General features: G+C 53.4%; 21 protein-coding genes. 8 read left to right on the plus strand and 13 right to left on the minus strand.

Features of this window, described 5'->3' with window-relative positions:
- Window positions 1-79: 79 nt before the first annotated feature.
- Together msrB and msrA are read right to left on the minus strand one after the other, a co-directional pair.
- A complete protein-coding gene (msrB, locus tag E2H98_RS06260; RefSeq protein WP_133592207.1) occupies window positions 80-535 on the minus strand; it encodes a peptide-methionine (R)-S-oxide reductase MsrB in 456 nt (151 codons plus the stop codon).
- Window positions 536-559: 24 nt separating this feature from the next.
- The gene (gene msrA, locus E2H98_RS06265) at window positions 560-1,180 is read right to left on the minus strand and encodes a peptide-methionine (S)-S-oxide reductase MsrA (RefSeq protein ID WP_133592209.1); all 621 of its coding nucleotides are present in this window, start codon (window positions 1,178-1,180) and stop codon (window positions 560-562) included.
- A gap of 188 nt (window positions 1,181-1,368) precedes the next feature.
- Here msrA and E2H98_RS06270 point away from each other — a divergent pair, with 188 nt between their 5' ends.
- The 8 genes from E2H98_RS06270 to E2H98_RS06305 all read left to right on the plus strand — a co-directional run bounded on the left by E2H98_RS06270 (window position 1,369) and on the right by E2H98_RS06305 (window position 11,449).
- Window positions 1,369-3,111 carry an autotransporter assembly complex protein TamA gene (locus E2H98_RS06270; RefSeq protein ID WP_133592211.1) on the plus strand — a complete coding sequence of 581 codons (1,743 nt, stop codon included), beginning with the start codon at window positions 1,369-1,371 and terminating at the stop codon, window positions 3,109-3,111.
- A 73-nt stretch (window positions 3,112-3,184) separates the two neighbouring features.
- Entirely contained in the window at window positions 3,185-6,988 is a 3,804-nt protein-coding gene (locus E2H98_RS06275; RefSeq protein WP_133592213.1) for a translocation/assembly module TamB domain-containing protein, read from the plus strand.
- Window positions 6,989-7,064: 76 nt separating this feature from the next.
- Window positions 7,065-8,069: a class 1 fructose-bisphosphatase gene (locus tag E2H98_RS06280; RefSeq protein ID WP_133592215.1), complete on the plus strand. Its 1,005-nt coding sequence runs from the start codon at window positions 7,065-7,067 to the stop codon at window positions 8,067-8,069.
- Between the two features lie 192 nt (window positions 8,070-8,261).
- Window positions 8,262-9,005 (plus strand): TrmH family RNA methyltransferase, encoded by a 744-nt coding sequence (locus tag E2H98_RS06285; protein ID WP_133592217.1) that lies wholly within the window; start codon window positions 8,262-8,264, stop codon window positions 9,003-9,005.
- Window positions 9,006-9,017: 12 nt separating this feature from the next.
- Window positions 9,018-9,215 carry a PspC domain-containing protein gene (locus tag E2H98_RS06290; RefSeq protein ID WP_133592220.1) on the plus strand — a complete coding sequence of 66 codons (198 nt, stop codon included), beginning with the start codon at window positions 9,018-9,020 and terminating at the stop codon, window positions 9,213-9,215.
- A 266-nt stretch (window positions 9,216-9,481) separates the two neighbouring features.
- Window positions 9,482-9,679: a CsbD family protein gene (locus E2H98_RS06295; RefSeq protein WP_133592222.1), complete on the plus strand. Its 198-nt coding sequence runs from the start codon at window positions 9,482-9,484 to the stop codon at window positions 9,677-9,679.
- A 54-nt stretch (window positions 9,680-9,733) separates the two neighbouring features.
- Entirely contained in the window at window positions 9,734-10,123 is a 390-nt protein-coding gene (locus E2H98_RS06300) for a hypothetical protein (RefSeq protein ID WP_133592224.1), read from the plus strand.
- A gap of 105 nt (window positions 10,124-10,228) precedes the next feature.
- Entirely contained in the window at window positions 10,229-11,449 is a 1,221-nt protein-coding gene (locus tag E2H98_RS06305) for an IS256 family transposase (protein ID WP_157591272.1), read from the plus strand.
- Between the two features lie 205 nt (window positions 11,450-11,654).
- Here E2H98_RS06305 and E2H98_RS06310 read toward each other — a convergent pair whose 3' ends face one another.
- The 11 genes from E2H98_RS06310 to mltB all read right to left on the minus strand — a co-directional run bounded on the left by E2H98_RS06310 (window position 11,655) and on the right by mltB (window position 21,817).
- On the minus strand, window positions 11,655-12,065 hold the full coding sequence (locus E2H98_RS06310) for a glutaredoxin family protein (RefSeq protein WP_133593842.1): 411 nt from the start codon (window positions 12,063-12,065) through the stop codon (window positions 11,655-11,657).
- An 11-nt stretch (window positions 12,066-12,076) separates the two neighbouring features.
- Entirely contained in the window at window positions 12,077-12,706 is a 630-nt protein-coding gene (locus E2H98_RS06315; RefSeq protein ID WP_133593844.1) for a hypothetical protein, read from the minus strand.
- A 411-nt stretch (window positions 12,707-13,117) separates the two neighbouring features.
- On the minus strand, window positions 13,118-14,506 hold the full coding sequence (locus E2H98_RS06320) for a glutamine synthetase family protein (RefSeq protein ID WP_133593846.1): 1,389 nt from the start codon (window positions 14,504-14,506) through the stop codon (window positions 13,118-13,120).
- 94 nt (window positions 14,507-14,600) lie between these two features.
- A complete protein-coding gene (locus E2H98_RS06325; RefSeq protein ID WP_157591273.1) occupies window positions 14,601-15,755 on the minus strand; it encodes a serine hydrolase domain-containing protein in 1,155 nt (384 codons plus the stop codon).
- A gap of 167 nt (window positions 15,756-15,922) precedes the next feature.
- A complete protein-coding gene (gene lipA, locus E2H98_RS06330) occupies window positions 15,923-16,879 on the minus strand; it encodes a lipoyl synthase (RefSeq protein ID WP_133593850.1) in 957 nt (318 codons plus the stop codon).
- Between the two features lie 38 nt (window positions 16,880-16,917).
- The gene (lipB, locus tag E2H98_RS06335; protein ID WP_198325249.1) at window positions 16,918-17,577 is read right to left on the minus strand and encodes a lipoyl(octanoyl) transferase LipB; all 660 of its coding nucleotides are present in this window, start codon (window positions 17,575-17,577) and stop codon (window positions 16,918-16,920) included.
- 2 nt (window positions 17,578-17,579) lie between these two features.
- The gene (locus E2H98_RS06340; RefSeq protein ID WP_133593853.1) at window positions 17,580-17,843 is read right to left on the minus strand and encodes a YbeD family protein; all 264 of its coding nucleotides are present in this window, start codon (window positions 17,841-17,843) and stop codon (window positions 17,580-17,582) included.
- Window positions 17,840-18,703, minus strand: coding sequence for an aminotransferase class IV (locus E2H98_RS06345; RefSeq protein WP_157591274.1), 864 nt, complete (start codon window positions 18,701-18,703; stop codon window positions 17,840-17,842). Before E2H98_RS06345 ends, E2H98_RS06340 begins: the two co-directional genes overlap by 4 nt.
- Window positions 18,704-18,719: 16 nt before the next feature.
- The gene (locus tag E2H98_RS06350; protein ID WP_133593857.1) at window positions 18,720-19,898 is read right to left on the minus strand and encodes a D-alanyl-D-alanine carboxypeptidase family protein; all 1,179 of its coding nucleotides are present in this window, start codon (window positions 19,896-19,898) and stop codon (window positions 18,720-18,722) included.
- 99 nt (window positions 19,899-19,997) lie between these two features.
- The gene (locus E2H98_RS06355; protein ID WP_133593859.1) at window positions 19,998-20,849 is read right to left on the minus strand and encodes a septal ring lytic transglycosylase RlpA family protein; all 852 of its coding nucleotides are present in this window, start codon (window positions 20,847-20,849) and stop codon (window positions 19,998-20,000) included.
- The gene (gene mltB / locus E2H98_RS06360; protein ID WP_133593861.1) at window positions 20,846-21,817 is read right to left on the minus strand and encodes a lytic murein transglycosylase B; all 972 of its coding nucleotides are present in this window, start codon (window positions 21,815-21,817) and stop codon (window positions 20,846-20,848) included. Before mltB ends, E2H98_RS06355 begins: the two co-directional genes overlap by 4 nt.
- Window positions 21,818-21,827: the final 10 nt, after the last annotated feature.

Here is a 21,827-nt window from a genome sequence, read left to right on the forward strand (position 1 = left end):
GCTTTTCATGCCCGCATTTGGCCAGTATAGCCAAGCTGACGGATTCCGCACGCTCAAACCAGTTCAGCTCCACCGCGCTTCAGGCGGAGAAACGCAAGGACACCGAGTTGACACAATAGCGCCAGCCGGTAGGAGGTGGGCCATCCGGAAACACATGGCCAAGATGACCATCGCAGCGCTGACAGCGGATTTCAATGCGCGACATGCCGTGACTATGATCGTCCAGATAGCGGACATGGTGTGGGTCGACCGGCTGATAGAACGATGGCCAGCCGGTGCCGGAATTGAACTTGTGTTCGCTGCTGAACAGCGGCAAATCACACAGCCGGCAGAGATAAACACCGTCCAGCTTGTTGTCGAGCAGACCGCCACAAAACGGTGGCTCCGTACCCTGCGACAGAATCACCCGCCGCTCCTCAGCATTCAAACCGGCCGCCAGCCGCTGCTTTTCCTGCTCACTCAATGGCCGCAAATCCGCACCGGCCGCCGACTGCTCCGGCACCGGCCCGCTCGGTGCGGGGGAACGATTACGCATGCATGTTTCCTTCAATCAATGGATTTATTCAGAAATCGCCTTCAGCTTTTCCGCCGGCCAATGCCGCCGCAAGGCTTCAATCTTCGGTAGTGCCACGCCCTGTATATAAGGTTGATACGGATTACAGGCGGCGTAGTTCTGATGATAATCCTCGGCCGGATAAAACGTCGTGCGTTCGCTTTCACCGGTGCCGGCCTCAATGCGGGTAACAATCGGCCCCGCAAACACGCCACTTTCATCGAGGTGGCGGATGACGCGCTCGAAATACTCGCGTTCGGCGTCGTTCTGATAGAACAAGGCCGAACGATACTGGGTGCCGCGATCGGCTCCTTGGCGATTCAATTGTGTCGGGTCATGGGCAATGGTGAAAAACACCGTCAGGATCTCGGCCAGATCAATTTGCTGTGCATCGAATACCACGCGCACCGCTTCGGCATGCCCGGTATCGCCTCGACAAACCGCCTTGTAGTTGGCCGTTTCGGCCGTGCCGCCGAGATAACCGCTTACGACCTCGGTGACGCCGCGCAGCCGCTGCAATACGCCTTCAACACACCAGAAACAGCCGCCAGCCAGGATGAGTTGTTGCTGCCCCTGCTGCGGAAAACGCGGCAAAGTCGGTAACGATTTGGGAGAGCTAATAGTCATCGTGATTCCTTGGCAAAAAAAGTTGAAGCTTACGTACGTACAAGCACTGATAATAGGTCGTCCGGTTTTGTCTGCGCTTGGACGTCTTCTGCGTCATTTGGTTACAGCTTAGGCCAGAAAGGCAGTTCAGGCCGGGTTCATTGGTAATGAACGATGGTATTGGCTATGGATAAAAGAGCGATTAATTATTGAACGGGAGCCTCGTGTTGTTTCGGGTCATGTTGTTGACGATTGCCAGCGCCGCCTGCGCTGTAGCCAGTGCGGCCGAGATACGGTTCAAGGCGCCGGAAAATGTCAACGAGCTGGTGCAGCAGTACATTGAGTTGGAAGTGGAGGACGCCGACGCCGATGACCCGACCGTGCGCGACACGCTGCTACACCAGGCACGCGACGACGTGCGCGAATTGCTGGCCACCGAAGGTTATTTCACGCCCACCGTGCGCTGGAGCGATCGTCTGCTGATCACCATTGAAACCGGACCGGCAACCGAAATTGGCGACGTCGACTTACGTATTTCCGGTCCAGTTGAATCAGCGCGTATCGAACAACTGAAAAAACACTGGACACTGACCACCGGCATGCGTTTCACCCAGCAGCGCTGGGACGAGGCAAAACAGAATCTGCTGCGCAATCTGACCGATCGGGATTTTCCAGCCGCGCGCATTGTCGACAGCAAAGCGCTGATTGAACCGGAACTGCAGCGCGCCAATTTGAGTGTGCATATCGATAGCGGCCCGGCCTATGTTTACGGGCCGCTGCAAATCAAAGGGCTGGCTCGTTATCGCAGTACCCAAATCGATAATTATGCCGGCAGTCTTTCGGTCGGTGAGCCTTACCGCCGCGAAGAATTATTGCGTCTGCAAAACGATTTGCAGAACACGCCCTATTTCGCCACCGTCGATGTACGCATTGTGCCGACCGAGCAGACCGCCGTGCTGAACACTGATCCGGAATACGGAGCAATAAAAGTCAGCGCACCGGTGGAAGTGTTCGTTGTCGAACGGGCACCGCACCGGATTTCCTTTGGCGTCGGCGCCAGTTCTGATGCCGGCGCACGCACCCAGATCAATTACTCGTTTCCGGATTTATTCGGCCGCGCCTGGGATTTTTCCACCGGGCTGAAAATCGAACAGAAACAGCAATCACTATACGCGGACATGTTTTTTCCGCGCCCCGATGCTGACACCCAGGACAGCGTTGGTGTCGTCTTTCGTAACGAGGAATTCGAAAACCTGCAGGTGTTCTCCCAGACCTATCGCGCCACGCGAGCGGTGATCGATAACCGGCTGGAAACCCGTTACGCGTTGACGCTGGAGAACTCCATCGAGCAACCAGCCGGGCAAGCAGAAAACAGCCGCCTGGCGCTGGTGCCCAGCGTTACTTACATCTGGCGCCTGGTGGACAATCTGCGTATGCCGCGCCATGGCGGTAATTATCTGGTGGATTTGGCCGCAGCCAGCGAAGAGCTGGTATCCGATACTTCATTCGCCTACGTCGATATGCGTGCCCAGTATTTCTTCACCTTCGCGGACGACTGGACGCTGATCCTGCGCGCGGAACTGGGCGGCAACTTCGCCGTCGATAATGACGAAGTACCGCAGCGTTATTTGTTCCGTACTGGCGGCTCGAACAGTGTGCGTGGCTACGATTATCAATCGATTGGTGTACTGGACGGCACCACCGTTGTCGGTGCCCGACGCTTGGTGGTCGCCAGCGCTGAATTGAATTACTGGTTTGATGATTATTGGGCGGCAGCCGTGTTCTACGATGCCGGTGACGCGAAAAACTCGATCAGCGAATTGGAGTGGAATTATGGCTACGGCATCGGTGCTCGTTACGCAACACCGGCCGGCCCGATCGCACTGGATATCGCCCAAGGCGATGATGACGGCGACATCCGTTATCATTTCGCCGTATCGATTCCGTTCTGAACGGTACAGGAGTGTTCTTGATTCAACACTACACGTTCCATTTTGCTGCACGTGACCAACAAGGCCAGGTGGCATGAAACGTCTTCTGATTCAGCTGCGTCGGGTCCTGCGCTGGCTACGTTGGTTCGCACTGATCATGTTTGTCACCTTGGCCATATTGATTTACACGCCGCTAGGCATGCCGCTGGTGGCCCCCATGACCGCCTGGCTGACCGATGATCTGGTGCAAATCGATAACGCCTCCGGCACGCTTGCCGGACCGTTTTCAGCAAAACAAGTCAGCATTCGCAATGAATCGATGCATCTTCGTTTTCAACAGGTACAAGCCGACTGGAATATTTATGCTTGGCTGAAAGGTGAACTCGATGTCGGCCAGTTACGCGTCGAGCGATTTGATTTAGCCGTGCAAGGCGATGGCGGTGAACCCAAAAACCCGAGCCAATTCCTGCTGCCGTTTCCGATGCAGGCGCAAACCATTCAACTCGGTGAATTGGTTTGGCACGAGCAACTCAATCTTGATGGCGAGCAAACGACACTGTTTCATGATTTGCGCGCCAGCCTCGACAGTGACGGCCGACACCATCAGATAACCGCTGCCGGTCAACGCCAGCGGCTGCATGTCGACACTTCATTAAAACTCGATGGCGCCGCGCCAATGCCGATCAGCGGCACCGTCGATGGCCGCTTTGCTGTCGACAATCGGCAGTTGCATTGGGCCTTGCAGGCCGATGGCGAACTGCCGCGCTTTCGGTTGTTTGGTGAAGTCAGCGGTGAGGGCGCGCGTGGCCATGTTGATGCGCAATTGACACTGTTCCAGCGCTATTGGCTGGAGCAATTGCAGCTGAACACCGAAGGCATCGACCTGTCGCTGATGTTTGCCGGTGCGCCGGAAACCGAATTGATCATTCAGGCCGACACCAAGCTGGCCGATGTCGATGAAATCACCGGCACACTTGCCGTCAGTAATTTGAAGGCCGGCTTGCTCGACAGCGGACGCATGCCGATCGACAGCATCACGGCCGTACTGCACGCCGATCCGGAAAGACTGGCGCTGACCCAACTGGTCATTCAGCGCGGCGACGGCCGGCTCGATGGCCGCGCGCAACTGACTGCCGAGGGTTTGCAGCTCGACACCGAGATACATCAATTGTTGTTATCCGCTTTGCATCCGGCGCTGCCGGCACGGCGCGTCAACGGCCAACTCGACAGTACGATTGTCGGTAATGAACAGCGTTTTGAATTAACGCTGGTCAAAGGCAAAGACCGGCTGAAAGCGCAAGTCGTCAACGACAGTGAAGCGATTGAAGTGACCTCGTTCACGATTGATGGTCTGAGCGGTAAAGCCACCGGCAGTGCCACACTGCAATGGAACGATAACCGCGATTTTGTTTTCGACGCGCGCACCGACAATCTCGGTTTGCATGAATGGCTGAATCTCGAACAATCAAAAATCAAACTGCAATTGAGCGGCCATGGCCAATTGCAGCCAGTGCTGCAGCTGCAGGCGCAATACGAAATTGCCCCGAGCACATTCGAAGGGCGACCGCTGTCCGGCAAAGGCAGCATCAATTGGCTGCCAGCGCAACACATCGCCACCGATTCATTCCTGAAAATTGGCAACAATCGGCTGATTGCCAAAGGAGAATTCGGTCATGCCGATGCCCGCCTGCACCTGGATATTGATGCGCCGGATCTGCGCCTGCCATTTCTGAAAGGCGCGCTGCAAGGCAAAGGCTGGATTGGCGGCACCGTCAGCAAACCGCAAGCCGAGTTGGCGTTGCAGACCAGGGAATTGATCGCCGGCTCCCTGCTGCACTTTATCGATTTGGATTGGCGCACCGATTTCCGTTTGGATGGCGAAGCGCCTACCGTCATCGATATTCGTGCCGAACGATTTTTTATCGAAGGCATCGTCGATTTGCAGAAACTGAATCTGCATGCCGATGGCACAACTTCATCACATCAATTTCGCGTCGAGGCCACCAATCCCAAAGGACAATGGCTGCTTGCGCTGCAAGGCGGCATCAAGGATCAGATTTGGCAAGGAACTTTGCAGCAGCTGCGTCTACATGCGCTGGAAACACTGTCGCTGCAACAGCAGACTTCATTGCAGTTCAGCACCGATAGTTTCAGCCTCGGACAAGCGGAATTCCAACTCGGCGAAGGCAGGCTAAAACTCGATCATTTGCGCTACGGTAAAAACGGCTGGTCCAGTGAAGGTCAGATCGAGCAGTGGCCGATTGTCGATTGGCTGCCGATTGCCTATGGCGAATCCGATTTGACCTTGAACGGCGAGTGGCAAATCGACTGGCAACAAGTGCCAGATGGTTTCTTCCGCGTGCAACGCCACGCTGGCGATATTCGTTGGCGCAATGGCTCACAACAAGTACTCGGCATTGAAACCCTGCAAGCCGAAGCGCAATTCGGTAAAGAGCAGGTCGAGATTCAAGGCAGCATGCAAGGTAAGAAACTCGGCATTTTGCAGTGGCAAGGACAAGCACCAAGCAAACCCTTGTTCGAGAATTTCCGCGAAGCGCCACTGCAGGCGAGTGTACGAATGTCGATTCCGGATTTGGCCTGGGTCGGGCCATTCTTTTCGCCGAGCTTTGTCACCGGTGGCGAACTGAAAGGCGAAATTGAATTGCGCGGCAGCATGGAATCGCCAACCTGGCGCGGCTTTGTCGAAGGCAGTCAACTGGCATTCGCCTCAATTGGCACCGGCATGCGGTTGAAAAATGGCAACCTGCAAATCGAAGTCGACAACAACGCCGTGCGTTTGCGTGAGTTTTCGTTCGTGGACGATGGCCGACAAAAGCCGCCTCGGAAAGAATTGGCCGATATCGGCAGCGGCGGCATTTCCGGTTCCGGCGAACTTCAGTGGCGTCAGCAAACCGGTAATTTGACGCTGAAATTCGATCGGCTTGGCGTCATGCAGTTGCCGGATCAATGGATACGCTTATCCGGCAATACCGAAGCGCGTTACGAAAATGGCGCTACAACATTAACCGGTGATTTGAAAGCCGATGGCGGCTACCTGAAGCTCGCCACACGAGGCCGGCCAGCCTTGTCTGATGATGTCATCGTCGAAGGTCAGGAGCGCGGTGGCGCCACACCGATCAGCATTCAAATGACCGCCAACCTCGGCGAGCAATTTTATTTTTCCGGCTCCGGTATTGATGCCCGTTTGCAGGGCGAACTGCGTCTGGTGGCGGTGCCCGGCAATCCACTGAAAGCTTACGGCACGATTTCCACCGTCGACGGCAAATTCGATGGTTATGGACAACGCCTGACCATCGAGCGCGGGCGCTTGAACTTTCAGGGCCTGGTCGATAACCCCGGTCTTGATGTGCGCGCGATGCGTCGCACCCAGAATGTCGCTGCTGGCGTCGAAATCACCGGCACCGTGCTGAACCCGGAAGTACGATTGGTTTCGGAGCCAAATATGCCGGATGCGGAAAAGCTCTCCTGGCTGGTGCTCGGCAAAGGCCTCAGCGATGTCAAAGCCGGCGATCCGGGTTTGCTGATTGCGGCCGGCAGCGCCCTGTTTGGCGACCAGGGCGGTGGCACGCTGCAAGATATTCAAAGCCAGCTTGGCGTCAATTTCAGTTTCCGCACTGGCTCACTGGCGCAACAGTACGGCGGGCCGCGCAGTCGGGTCATTGAAGACAGCAGTTTTAATGGCGGCGGCGCCGAGCAGATTGTCTCGGTATCGAAAGAATTGATCAGCGGCGTACGTATTGGCTTTGAGCAGGTGGTCGACAGCAACGAAAGCATCGTCACGCTCAGCTGGGCGCTGACCGACGCGCTGACACTGGAAACCCGCTCCGGCGCTGAAAATGCCATTGATTTGTTCTACACCATCATCATCGGCCAATAGCGTCGCCCGGCGCATTGGCCAATTTGGCCGGGATCGGCGAAAATACCGGCCCCTTCAGCCCCCATTGAGACGACTCATGCGCCGCATTACGCTTTCCCGCTACCTGATTGAGCAACAACGCGAAAAAAATCACCTGAACAGCGATTTGCGCTTGTTGATTGAGGTCGTCGCCCGCGCCTGCAAAACCATCAGCGTCGCGATCAACAAAGGCGAATTGGCCGGCGTGCTCGGCTCCGCTGGCACCGACAACGTGCAAGGTGAAGTGCAGAAAAAGCTCGATGTGCTGTCGAACGAAATCCTGCTCGACGCCAATGAATGGGGCGGACATTTGGCCGCGATGGCCTCGGAAGAAATGGACGAGCCGCATCCGATCCCGAACCGTTTTCCGAAAGGCGAATTCTTGTTGGTATTCGATCCGCTCGATGGCTCCTCGAACATTGACGTCAACATGACCGTCGGCACCATTTTCTCGGTGCTGAAATGCCCGGAAGGTGTGGAGCCAAACGAACAAGCCTTTTTGCAACCCGGCGTCAAACAAGTTGCGGCCGGTTACGCGCTCTATGGTCCATCAACGATGCTGGTGTTGACCACCGGCCATGGCGTCGATGCTTTCACGCTCGATCGTGAACAAGGCTCGTTTGTGCTGACACAAAAAGGCATGCGCATTCCGGAAGAAACCAAAGAATTCGCGATCAACATGTCGAACATGCGCTTCTGGGAAGCGCCGATGCAACGCTACATCAACGAACTGCTTGCCGGTAAAGAAGGTCCACGCGGTAAAGACTTCAACATGCGCTGGATTGCCTCGATGGTCGCTGATGTCCATCGCATCATGACGCGCGGCGGTGTGTTCTTCTATCCAATCGACAGCAAGACCAAAGACAAAGGCGGCAAACTACGTTTGATGTACGAAGCCAACCCGATGTCCATGCTCGTCGAACAAGCTGGCGGCGCTGCCACCAATGGCTTACAACGCATTCTGGAGATCAAACCGGAAAAACTGCACCAGCGCGTTCCGGTCATGCTCGGTTCGAAACAGGAAATCGACTTGGTAACGAGCTATCATCTAGAGAGTCAGTGATTACCCAAGATGATTTTGATCTGCGCTCAGATACGGTGAAAATTTATACGAATGAATGCTCACCTACAACGGCGTCTCCGGAAAAGTTTGGTAGGTCAGTAATTATCCGGGCAATTGCCGGCGGCGAGAGTTGTGTGCGAATGAATTCACCTCTGCAACGAACTCTCCGCCAATAATCGGGAAAACCAAATCATGGAAATCACCCGCAACACCATAAAACTCGTCAAAAGCCTGCAACAAAAAAAATTCCGCCGAGAGCACGGCCTGTTCATTGTTGAAGGCGAAAAAAGCGTACTGGAAGTCTTGGGTTCGACAATGAAAATCGACGCCCTGTTCGGTACCGAAAGCTTCCTGCGTGTCTACGCCAATCACATTGCCAACAACGTTACTCAAGTCGCGGCGGCCAACGAAAAACAATTAACAGAAATGGGTGCCTATGCCAGCAACAATGCCGCGCTGGCGGTCGTCGAAATTCCGGAACCGATTCCTTTTGAATTGGCTGCAGGTGAGTACGTACTGGTACTCGATGACATCCGCGATCCAGGCAACCTCGGCACGATGATCCGCACTGCCGATTGGTTTGGTGTGCAACAAATCATTTGCTCAACCACCTGCGTCGAATGGCATAACCCGAAAGTGATCAGCGCCTCAATGGGCTCGTTCACCCGTATCGCGATGCATTACTTCGTTCTGCCGGAACTTTTTACCGCGCATAACGACGTTCGTCGATATGGCGCTGTGCTAGATGGTGACCCGGTCCACCCCGGCACATTCGACACCAAAGGCGGATTTCTACTAATCGGCAATGAAGCACACGGCATTTCGAAAGAAGTCGAACAAACGCTGACCGATCGCATCAGCATTCCCCGTCGTGGCGAAGCCGAAAGCCTGAACGCCGCAATCGCCTGCGGTATATTATTAAGCCAGTTACCCTAAGAGAGCTGATTCATGAGCGAGAAGAAACTGACCCGTTCCCGCGACAAAGTCATTGCCGGCGTCTGCGGCGGCATTGCCGAATACCTCGGCTGGAAAAAGTCGCATGTACGGATTCTGTACGTGCTGTTCTCGATTTGCAGCGCGGCATTTCCGGGCATCATTGTTTACCTGGTGCTGTGGTTCGTGATGCCGGAAGAAGGCATGCCTTAAGCAGGATTGGCATAAAATACATTCGCGTTGGACGACAGCACAGACCTTTGGCTTCAACGTCCAGTTTCGCCGTGCGAATTGCAAGAAACGGTTTGCAAATTGCAATACCGCTTTTTGGTCGACTTCTCAAAATTTCCCTGCGGCCCCTAAAAACAATCAATTCTCCCGGCCAATCCCGCAAATCAGACTCTTTTTCCCGCCTGGCATACGCCTTGCTCTAGCTTGGCTGTGACAACCGTCACGGCTTTCAGGTGAGGAGCGTAGTCATGAACTGGGATCGTATTGAAGGAAACTGGATTCAATTCAAGGGCAAAGCCAAGGAACAATGGGGCAAGCTGACTGATGACGAGTTGGATCAGATCGACGGTCAACGCGAGCAGTTACGCGGGAAGATCCAGGAATGTTACGGCATTGGTCGCGATGAAGCAGACCGCCAACTGAAGGAATGGACAAGACGCTTGTAATCATTACACGTCCAATTTCCAATCATTTCGCAATCAACGTAAGGAGCAATTCTTATGTCTTACTCAATCAAAGCAAGTTATTCAATCACGGCATTGTTATGCCTCGTTCTGTTCGGCTGCGACCAACCCGTCGGCCAACAAGGCGGTGATTCACCATACGATTTTGCCATGGCGCAAGCCGAAGAGCAATTCCAGGCGGCCAAAGATCGTTGCGACAATTTAAGCCACGATCAGAAAGATATCTGCCTCGAAAATGCGCAAGCAAAGTTTCAACGAGACAAGGAAAATGCCAACGCTATGAACACTGCTCGCAATCCTCGTATCACGGCCACTTCGCCTCAGCGTCACGCTGAATACGAAGCCGCACTCAAGGAATGCGAGCGCCTATCGGGCGACTCGTATCAGGAATGTATTGACCGCGTGAAAGAGGATATTCAGCTATAGCCATAATCCAATTGAATGGCGTGCACGGATAGCTGAACGGCCATGGATGGGACCGTTTTGATTTTTGTGTAACTGGCTTCATCATATCCTCAATAGGAGAGCATTATGAAGCCAGAAAAACCTGTCAGCACCCATACCACACTTGATGAATTATTAGACCGTTGCAAATCAACCGAAGACTTCCAGGCACTAACCAAAGTGTTGTTCAAGCAGGTCGCGGAGCGGGCGCTGAAGGCCGAAATGGAACAGCATCTGGGTTATGACAAACACGCCGTCAAAGGTCGCAACTCCGGTAATTCACGTAACGGCCGATCGACCAAGCAAGTGCAAACCGAGCATGGCCCACTGGATATCGAAGTCCCACGTGACCGGAATGCCGAGTTTGAACCTCGGTTTATCGGCAAGCATCAACGACGCGTTGGCAGCATAACGGACGCCATCGTGCGACTCTACTCTTACGGCATGAGTCAGCGTGACATTCACGACTACCTGCAAGAAACCTACGGCAACGCGGTGTCACCGGCGCTGATAAGCCAGGTGACCGAACAGGTTATGGATGAAGTACAACAATGGCAGAAGCGACCACTCGATTCGACTTATGCGATTGTCTATCTCGATGCCTTGGTGACGAAGTCGCGGCAGGATGGCATGGTCGGCAATCGCTCCGTGTATGTAGCGCTGGGCATCAACATGCGCGGTGAGAAAGAGATTTTAGGGTTATGGTTGGCCAGCAGTGAAGGCGCCAAGTTCTGGTTAAGCGTTATCAATGAACTGAAAAATCGCGGCGTCAATGACGTATTGATTGCTTGTGTCGATGGCCTTAAAGGCTTCTCGGAAGCGATTAATGCGGTCTACCCGCAGACCCATGTGCAGCAATGCATCGTCCATCAAGTGCGTCACTCGCTGCACTTCGTCCCTTGGAAAGAGCGTAAGGCCGTGGCGGCCGATTTACGGTTGATTTATCGAGCGGCAACGGAAAGCGAAGCACAGCGGGCGCTGGCTGAATTTGAACAGAACTGGGGCGGGAAGTATCCGCATATTGGGCCGAGCTGGCGTAACAACTGGACACGGTTGACGGTGTTCTTTGATTATCCGCCGGAAATACGGAAAATCATCTACACGACCAACGCGATTGAATCACTCAACGCCAGCTTGCAGAAAGTGTTGAAGCCCAAGAAAGCCTTCCCGAATGACGAGGCAATCTTGAAGGTGTTGTACTTAACCTTGCATCGGATCGCGGAAAAGTGGACGATGCCGGTACACGATTGGAAAGCCGCACTGAATCAGTTGTTGATCGTGTTCGGCGAAGACCGCGTGAAGGTGTAAATCCGCCAGTTACACAAAATTCTGGACAGTCTCCCATGGATGGCTTTCGCTTTTTAGCTTCGTCATTGCCTCCAGTACCTACAGCACTGTTCTCGATTTGTAGCGCTGTCTTTCCCGCATCATCGCTTATCTGGTGCTGTGATTTGTCATGCCGGAAGAAGGCGTGCCGTAAACAATGGCCAAGGATGCTCCGAAGATTACACAGCTAATCTCTCTCCAGAAGTATATCTTTGAGTAAATCGCCGTTGTATCCCATAATTAGGTTTTTTCTAGTTACAATAACAGGAACTTCGGAGACCCCAAGTTTATTGAACTCTTCTCGAGCCTCGTCAGAATATTCTATATTTTTTTCCCAGTAATTAATTCGATTTTCAGTGAGCCACTCTTTTGATGCTTTACACGCAGCACACCAGTCAACTGTGTAAACAATAACCCTGACCTTGTTAGGCGCCCCATCAAAAAGTCTTGTCATATCCGAGTTAGTGACAGAGATATTATTGTCCGTGCCAAAAAATCCACCTTCAATAAAGCTTTTTGTAAGAACAACGCTTAAAGCATAGAGGCAGACACCACATAAGATCGTGGTAATGATGTTTTTTTTGAATATAGTCATCATGAGGTTTTCCCCTAATCAAACACGAGATCAGATTTACTTTTATCAGCATTTGCAATAACTCTTAACTCCACATAGCCAAATCTATCTCGTTGCTCACTAACTATTCTTGCACCGACTGGAAGCGCTCCAACTTTTTCTTTTAGCCTCTCCCGGTCTTTCTCTTGCCCCATTGAAATCAGGACAGCACATACACCTTTTCCACACGCGACATCTCCCTGAGAGGGAATTTCGGCAGTAATATTTGCCAGTTCGCGCGCCAATTCCCCTTGTAGAATTTGCTCGTGCTCTGAAGAGTTATCTCTCAAAGAGTCAACAAAATCCTGAAACTTATCCGCTCGAATGCTCCTTTCAGCGGATGAGCGAACAAGTAATCCTCCAGGTGAAATCAAATCGGCATTATTGCTTAATGTGTCATCCTGTTCAGCTCCAAAACCTTCACTGAGCTGAACATTTTCATCATTTTCTTCAAATCGTTCTTCTTTCTTTTCAACCACTATGTCACGCCCCTCTGCATCCGAATGAGCAAGGAACTTCTGCTCCATGCGCTCATCACTTTCTTTATGAGTTGGCGAGAAAAAATATGTAATTACTAACGAAAATGCCACAGCGGCGCTGGCGAAAACTAAAGCTATCTTCTTCATAAGTTCGAATCCAAAACATCTACATACAAAGAATGCGCCCTAAACCGGGCGCATCGCGTATTATCTTTCTTGAGTGATCGTGCACTCAACTTGTCCTCCCCCTGTGCACGTAATAATCGTCTTCCCATCCTTAAATTCCACCACCATACTACCCGTGGTGCATTTACATGTCATACCTGCCGTTGCAACGCCAGTGGCTATACCCATAGCCAAAATTGCCAAAAATCCAAGTTTTCTCATTTCTCAACATCCTCATATTGTTCAACGCACTTCAAAATTTTAGATGGCGACTGGATGCTAGTTGATACGTCAATACTTTTCAGTATCAGTTTGTACCGCCTTTGTATCAATTCGTAGCTTTTTTGAGCGCTCTATTAAATATTGAATTTATAGACAGCGGTTTGAAGCACATCAGATACTCAACAACAAATAATTCCGCTCCCAGGAACTGACCACCCGATTATAGGTATTCATCTCCAGGTTCTTCACTTCGATAAACGCATCAACAAAGCGATCGCTCAACATGCTGCGTAGCGGTAAACAGGCATCGAGCTTACTCAGCGCTTCGGTCAAATGACGTGGCAAGGTAAACGCCAGTTCATGGGCATCGCCGGTGGTCATCGGGCCCGGTTGGCGCTGTTCGGTCAGGCCAATCAAGCCGCAAGCCAGCGTCGCCGCAAACGCGATATACGGATTGCTGTCAGCACCACCAATGCGGTTTTCAACTCGGCGGGCGTGGCGGCTGGAATCGGGTACACGCAAGCCGCAGGTGCGGTTGTCGCGGCCCCAATGCAGGTTGATGGGCGCATCGCTTTCCAGGCGCATTCTGCGGAATGAGTTAACGTTCGGACAGAATAATGCGGTGGCGTGTTCAACATAGTGTTGCAGGCCGGCGATGTAGTGCATCAGCAGTTCGGTGTCATCGCCGCTGTCGTTGGCGAAAATATTTATACCGCGCTGTTTATCGACAATCGACTGGTGAATATGCATCGCCGAACCTGGTTCGGATTCGTGCGGCTGGGCCATGAACGTCGCGTACATGTCGTACTTTTGCGCGGCTTTACGGACTACACGTTTGAACATGAATACCTGATCGGCAATGGCCAGCGGGTCGCCATGTTTGAAGTTGATTTCGAGTTGTGCCGGCCCTGCTTCGTGGGCGACGGTGCCGATGTTGATACCGCAGGCATCGCAGTAGTCGTAAATCAAATTGACGACCGGATCGTATTCGTTTGAAGCTTCAATACCATAAGCCTGACGACCCGCTTCTTTGCGGCCGGATAAGCCGGTTGGAACATTCAATGGCAGATCCGGATCGGTGTTTTTTTCAACCAGATAAAACTCCAGCTCCGGCGCGACCACCGGCTTCCAGTTGCGCTCGCTATAGTTAGCCAGAATGCGCTTCAGCACTGAACGCGGCGCGAATGGCACCAGCTCACGCTGTTTATTGAACGCATCGCAGATGATTTGCGCGGTCGGCACCTCATACCACGGCACGATTCGCACCGTTGCCGGATCCGGCACCATGTAGATATCCAGATCCACGCCCGCAGCAACTTTGCTGTGACTGTCGCTGTCGCCAGTCACGCCTTGAATCAGCGCGTGTTCCGGCAAGCGCAGGCCATCACCATCGAGGCTTTCAATAAATTCGCCGCGCGGGACGATTTTGCCACGCATGACGCCGTTGATATCCGGCACCAGGCATTCGACTTCGTCGATGCGCAATTCGCGCAGCCAGTCGATCAGCTCAGCATTGTTATGGATGGTCGGCGGGGTCAGGTGTATGGCATCCAGGCTCATAAGCGGCGTTTAGGATAATAGACGGATGTCAGTCACTTTAGCGCCAGAAACGGCGGATAGCTATCCACCCGCATCAAAATCCTCAACAGCTTGCTCAGGGCGCCGCGAGCATCGCCGGAATGAGGTCTTGCTCCAGAATTTGACGGACGCTGCGTTGCTCGCGCTGCTCATCGGTATAAGCGCTGCCGTTAAAGGCGATGACCGCGTTCAGTTCCGGCAACACGAAAATATGTTGGCCGCCAAAACCATCGGCGTAATAACTTTGGTAAGCGCGACCATTTGCCGTGAATGTCGTCATCCACCACTGATAGCCATAACCGAAATTCGGCTCGGTTACCCGCTGTTCGGTGGCTTTTGCCACCCAAGCGCTGGAAACAATTTGCTGGCCGTTCCAAACGCCGTCATCGAGAAAGAGTTGGCCAAGTTTGGCCATATCGCGAATGCTGAGATACAACGCTGCGCCCATATGGATTTGCCCTTCGGTCATCCAGGCGTCGTAGGTTTGAATTTGCAGCGGTTGAAACAAATTCTGCTCCATGAACGCGGCAATGCTTTGGCCACTGGCGCGACGAACAATGTCGCCGAGCATGTAGGAAACGCCGGTGGAATAAGCGAATGTCGTGCCAGGTACGCTGACCATCGGCCGGTCGAGCAGAAATTTCGTTGGATCGGGTGAGTTGATCATCTGCTCATGGACATTGCGCGCATCGAGGTAGGGAATCGTCCACTCATCCCACAAGTAACCGCTTTGCATCGTCAGCCAGTTATCGAGCGTGATACTGGCTTTCTCCGCCGTCCAGTTCGCTATCGGCTGCTTGTCCCAGTAATAGTCATGCACATTCAGATCAACAGACGGCAAATAGCCTTTGTCGATGGCAATGCCGACCAAGGTTGAGGCATAGCTCTTCGTCACTGAGTTCAGCACATGCAGATTGACATCGCGATTGCCGGCCCAGTTATCGGTGAAGTCGAACTGAGTGCGGAAGCGCTTTTCAAACACCAGTTTGCCGTTACGGGCGATGAGTAAAGCGTCGATGTAGCGATACTTGATTTGGTTTTGCAGAATGCGATTGATGGTAGTTTCAACCATCGCTTGATTGATACCAACTTCCGACAGCGAGCCAACCTGCCAACCATCACCGATGGCGCTTGGCGTCTGATAAACATACTGGACCGGCTCAGGCGGCGGATTCGAAGAGTTGCTACCACCACCGCAAGATGCACTCAAGAGCACCAGCAAAACAAACATTACGATTCTGGTTGCTGGAGCAAGTACCACGTTCGCGATGAAACTCATGAAGCGCTTACCGTCGATTCCATCTGGAATAACGGTATAGCACGAAAACCCACCGTTTCAGTGTGAAAAAATACCAGCCTGATCGATGATCGGGCTGGTAGGCAAAGCGTAGAGAAGCCTCAGGAAACTTTTTCGCCGGCGGCTTGTTTATCAGCGTGATATGACGAGCGCACCATCGGCCCCGAGGCGACATTGCTGAAACCTAAATCCTTGGCGATGGCACCAAGCTCATCGAATTCTTTTGGCGTGACGAAACGCTTGACCGGGAAATGGTGCCGCGATGGCGCCAGGTATTGCCCCAGCGTCAGCCAGTCGATCTCATGCTTGCGCATGTCTTTCAGCGTTTCCACGATTTGCTCGTTGGTTTCACCGAGGCCCAACATCAAACCCGATTTGGTTGGAATGCCAGGGTAACGCTCTTTGAACTTTTTCAACAAATCCATCGAGTGCTGATAATCACTGCCTGGACGCACAGCCTTGTATAAATGCGGCACCGTTTCCAGGTTGTGATTGAACACGTCCGGCAAACCGTTGGCGAATATATCGAGTGCGACGTCCATACGACCGCGAAAATCCGGCACCAATACTTCCAGTTTCGTGTTCGGATTCAACTTGCGCGCTTCAACAATGCAATCGACAAAATGTTGGGCGCCGCCGTCGCGTAAATCGTCGCGATCAACGGACGTAATGACAACGTATTTCAAACCCATTTTCTGGATGGTTTCCGCCATGTGCAGCGGCTCGTTTGGATCCAGTGCCAGCGGCCGACCGTGGGCGACATCGCAGAACGCGCAGCGACGGGTGCAGATGTCGCCCATGATCATGAACGTGGCGGTACCGTGACTGAAACATTCCGGCAGGTTCGGGCAACTGGCTTCTTCACAAACGGTATGCAGCTTGTTATCACGCAACATGTTTTTGACTTTGTTGATCTGATCGCCAGACGGCAGGCGCACGCGAATCCAGTCGGGTTTGCGCGGCATTTGTTCCAGTGGCTCAATCTTCACCGGAATACGTGCCAGCTTGTCGGCGGCACGAAGTTTTTCACCGGGAACGGCTTTGACTGGCTTGTCCATCAAATCAACTCTTTTCAGCTTGCGAAGAAAAACCGGTTTCAGGCGGCGGTTGCAGCCAAACCGGTTTCATGACGGGCGGCATTATAGCCTAGACGTTGCATCAAGGCCTTTATCAGGATCGGTTCTATCGTACCAAGCTCAGCTGGTCCGCCCTCTTTCGCCACGGTAGTCATGGCAAGTCCCTGGTACCCGCAAGGGTTTATCCGCAGAAAAGGCTCTAAATCCATATCGATATTGAACGCGATGCCGTGAAAGGTGCAGCCTTTGCGCACACGTAGGCCAATCGAACACATTTTGGCGCCGCTTTGCACGTAAACGCCGGGCGCTTCGGCGCGCGGTGCGGCGGCAATGCCCCAGTGCGCGCAAGTATCGACGACAGCCATTTCCAGCGCAGTGACCAATTCGCGTACACCGAGTTTTTTGCGGCGCAAATCCAGCATGAAGTAAACCACTTGCTGTCCAGGGCCGTGATAAGTCACCTGGCCGCCGCGATCGACTTTGACCACCGGAATATCACCGGGCGCCAATACATGCTCAGCTTTGCCGGCCTGCCCTTGGGTGAATACGCGCTCGTGCTCGACCAGCCAGAATTCATCGCAGGTGTCATCGTCACGGCTATCGGTAAAGGTTTTCATCGCCTGCCAGATCGGCTCATAAGCTTGGCGACCGAGCTGACGAATGATGACATCGTGCGTCATGATTACAGCACAATCCGTACGCCGGTCACGGCACGCGCCGCGGCGAACAAGGCTTGAACCTGTTCGCGCGAATGCACGTGCACCGGCACCGTAATCGAAATGAAACGGCCATTGGTGCTTGGCATCGATTTGGTTCGGTAATCACCGGGAATCACCGACTGCACGGCGGTCACGACATCGATCTCGAAATCCTCGCGATCATCGCCGATCACTTTCAGCGCAATCAAACACGGAAATTGCCAGACATCGGGTTGCTGTTCACTCATGATTTTCTCTGCTTATCGTTGGCAATGGCGCGGCACTTGTCAGCGTTGAACCATTCGCGCATGCGTTCAAACACGGGCGCGTTGGTTGGCATCGCCTTGCCATTCAATTCACTGACCAAGCGCAACTCACGCACGGTGCTGGTAATCCAGATCTCGTCGGCGTCGTTCAGCTCATTCACGGAAACACGACGCTCAATAAATGGCAAACCGTTTTCATTGGCCAATCGACGCAACACCTGACGGGTGATACCGGTCAGCATGTAAGGTTGTTCCGGCGGCGTGATGACGCTGCCATCCTTGACCAGCAATACGTTACTGCTGGTGCCTTCGACCACTTCGTCGCCGCGCGTTAAAATCGCTTCATCGAGCTGTTGGGCGTGCACCTGCTGACGCGCTTCCGTGTTAGCGAGCAGGTTCACCGATTTGATCTGACCACGCTGCCAGCGCTGATCAGCAAGTGTTATCACCTTCAGTGTCGGCCGCTGCTCCAGCATCGCTTCCGGCCACGGATTGGCATAAGCGAAAATGGTCGGCACCAAACCCGGCGTGTAGAAATGATCGCGCTTGCCAATTACCGCGCCGCGGGAAATCTGCAGGTAAACCGTGGCGTTTTCAAATCCGTTTTTTTCCAGCAACTGGTGGGCAATATCGGCCAGCTGCTGTTCGCTGTAGCCTAGCGATAGATGAACACGTTGCAAGCTTAAAAACAAACGGCGGCAATGTGCCGCCCATTCGTACAAGTGTCGCTGGTAGACAGCACAGACTTCGTAAACACCGTCACCAAATAGAAAACCGCGATCAAATGGCGAGATCTTCGCATCATGTGCATCAAGGAATTCGCCATTTAGATAAACGATCACGGTTGTCTTCTCATGTTCAATCGGCAAATTTTTTGCTGACCCAGTCGGAGAACTGGCTGACCATGCCGCCTTCCTGCACTTCTTCCAATGAAATCATTGGAAACTCAGCGATGTCTTTGCCATCCAACTGCAGGAACAATTTGCCGACGACTTGGCCTTTTGGCATTGGCGCTTCCAAATCCGGCAGCATGCTGAAATTGGCTTTCAGATCCTGACGACGGCCGCGCGGAATGACCACATTGGCGGGGGTAGCCAAACCGACTGGCAGCATTTCTTTTGCACCGTACCAGAGACGCGCTTCAGTCAACGTTTCGCCAGCCTTGACCGCTTGCACGGCATCGAAATTACGGAACGCCCAGGTCAGCAACACTTTGCTTTCTTGTGCTCGGGTCGCCATGCTTTTGCTGCCCAGAACGGCAGTGACCAAACGCATGCCATTTTGCTCGGCCGAGGTCACCAAACAAAAACCCGCGCCGCTGGTGTGGCCGGTTTTGATGCCATCAACATTGAAACTGGTATCCCACAACAGGCTGTTGCGATTCGCTTGCGTGATGCCATTGAACGTCATTTCTTTCTGCGAATAAAAAGAATAGTCCTGCGGGAAATCACGAATCAGCGCGGCGCCAAGTTTGGCCATGTCACGCGCCGAACTGTAATGCTCCGGATGCGGTAGACCGGTGGAGTTGACGAAATTGGTGTTGCTCATGCCAAGATTTTGCGCATAGCGATTCATCAAGCTGGCGAACGCGTCTTCACTGCCCGACAAATGTTCGGCGACGACGATGCTGGCATCATTGCCACTTTGAATAATGATGCCCAAATGCAAATCATGCAGGCTGACTTGTTTGTTCACTTCCAGAAACATCAGCGAGTTTTCGCTGGGGTTCTTGTTCAGGCGCCAGGCTTTTTCGCTGACAGTAGCCATGTCATTGGCATTGACCCGACCGCTGGCGATTTCGCCGGACAAGACATAACTGGTCATCATCTTGGTCAGGCTGGCCGGCTCACGACGGGCATCGGCATTTTTCTCCGCCAATACCTTGCCGGTGTGATAGTCGACGATGATCCAGGCCGGCGCATCGATATTTGGCGTTGGCACAGCGTGCTGCAGCGTCGTCGAGGCAAACTCCGAGGCTTGTACGAATGCGCCAGAGAAGAGGCTGGCAGCGACCAGTAGCGAAGCAAATTTACTCATGTCGTTTTGATGTTCATCGTTTGAGTGAAAGAAAAACCGCGCGCATTGTAGCGGACTTGGGCCGTGGGTTCACCCGCCAAACCAGCCGTTTGCGTCGTTTCAGCGCATGATGATCGTCGTGCCGCTGTAGCCTTTGCCGTGCAGATGCGCTTGCACGTTCTCGGCATACTCGCGTCGGGTCAGCGGACCTATCTTTACCCGATAGACGGAATCATCGTTCACCTCTGCGCGTTCCACCTTGATCGGATGGCCCACCAGTGGCTGCAAATCCTTGGCAACTTTCTCGGCGCCTTCACGCCGGGAAAACGACGCCACCTGAACAAAAAAATCACCACTGCCGGTACCGCCGACTGCAGCGATTGGACGATCGTTTGCGGTGGAAGTTCCGACTGTAGATTCGCCGTTCAGCGCGGTGATTTCAACGCGCGCGGTACCGATATTGGCCATGCCGAGTTTGTGGGCAGCGGCATACGACAAATCGATGATGCGGCCATCAACAAATGGTCCGCGGTCATTGACGCGCACGACAATGCTTTTGCCATTGTCGAGATTGGTGACCCGCACATGCACCGGGATTGGCAGCGTTTTATGGGCTGCAGTCATTTTGTACATGTCATACGGTTCGCCGCTGGAGGTGCGCCGGCCATGAAATTTATTGCCGTACCATGAAGCAATGCCGCGTTCCTTGAAGCCATCGGCGCTGTCTAGCACGCGATAGGTACGGCCCATGACATGGTAACTTGCCGGATTGCCGTAGCGACTTTTCGGTTCGGTTTTTGGTGTCGGTTCAGTGACATGACTCAAATCCGGTGGCACGGCAGGGCCACTGTCTTTTTCGTCATCGGGCGCTTGCGTTACCGGATTCGGTCGCGGTCCATGCGGCAGCTTGGCGTTATTCGTACACGCACTTAACAACAGCGTCAGGATCGCAATCCAAACCAAGGTTTTCATGACTGGTCTGCACTCATAGCGTCTTTCAGTTGCTGGGCAAATTCGTGCACGACACGCGCGTACATCGGGCTGCGATTGTAGCGGGTCAACACCCGAAAATTATTGTAGCCAATGTAGTGAGCGATGCCCTGTTCTTCTTCATAGCTGAGCAGCACCGCATGCCAATGGGGCGCCAGCGGTAGCTCGGCTTGTGCGCCGACGGCGAGCAAATCTTCCAACGGCGCCAAATCGCGCTTCGGAAAATTCATCGATTCCGGATACACCGCTGGCATCTGCACTGGGGTCATGACCGCGCCGCCAGTTTGCCAGCCATGTTTGACAAAATAATTGGCAACGCTGGCAATGGCATCACTCGGTGATTGGAATAGATCGATTTGCTGATTGCCATCGGCATCGACGGCCCATTTGCGATAGCTGGTCGGCATGAACTGGCCATAGCCCATGGCGCCGGCGTAAGAGCCGATCGGTTGGGTCATGTCCCACTGTTGTTCGCGCGACAGCAGAAAGAACTGCTCCAGTTCACCGGTGAAATAGGGCGAGCGCGGCGGATAATGAAACGCCAGTGTGTACAGCGCATCGAGCACACGATGTTTGCCCACAAAGCGACCGTAATTGGTTTCGATGCCAATGATCGAAACGATATATTCCGGTGCCACACCGTATTCGGCCGCGACGCGGTTCAACGTTGCCTGATGCTCCTGCCAGAACGCCAAACCGTTTTGCAAACGACTGTCGGTCATGAAAATCGGCCGATAAGTTTTCCACGGTTTGCTTTCCGCCGGCTTGGTCATCAGCGCAATAATGTCGTCGCGTTTTTCGGCTTTTTTGAGGGTATTGCGGACCTCGCTGGCATTGAAACCTTGGCTGCCGAGTTTGTCGACGAACTGTTGCTCCGCTGGCGATAGTTTGCTGGCACAACCGGCCAGCGTCATGGAAAGCAGCACCAACAGACAAACCGTTTTTTTCATTGCCTCTATT

Source organism: Permianibacter aggregans (assembly GCF_009756665.1).
In the GTDB taxonomy this organism is placed as follows: Bacteria; Pseudomonadota; Gammaproteobacteria; order Enterobacterales; family Permianibacteraceae; genus Permianibacter; species Permianibacter aggregans.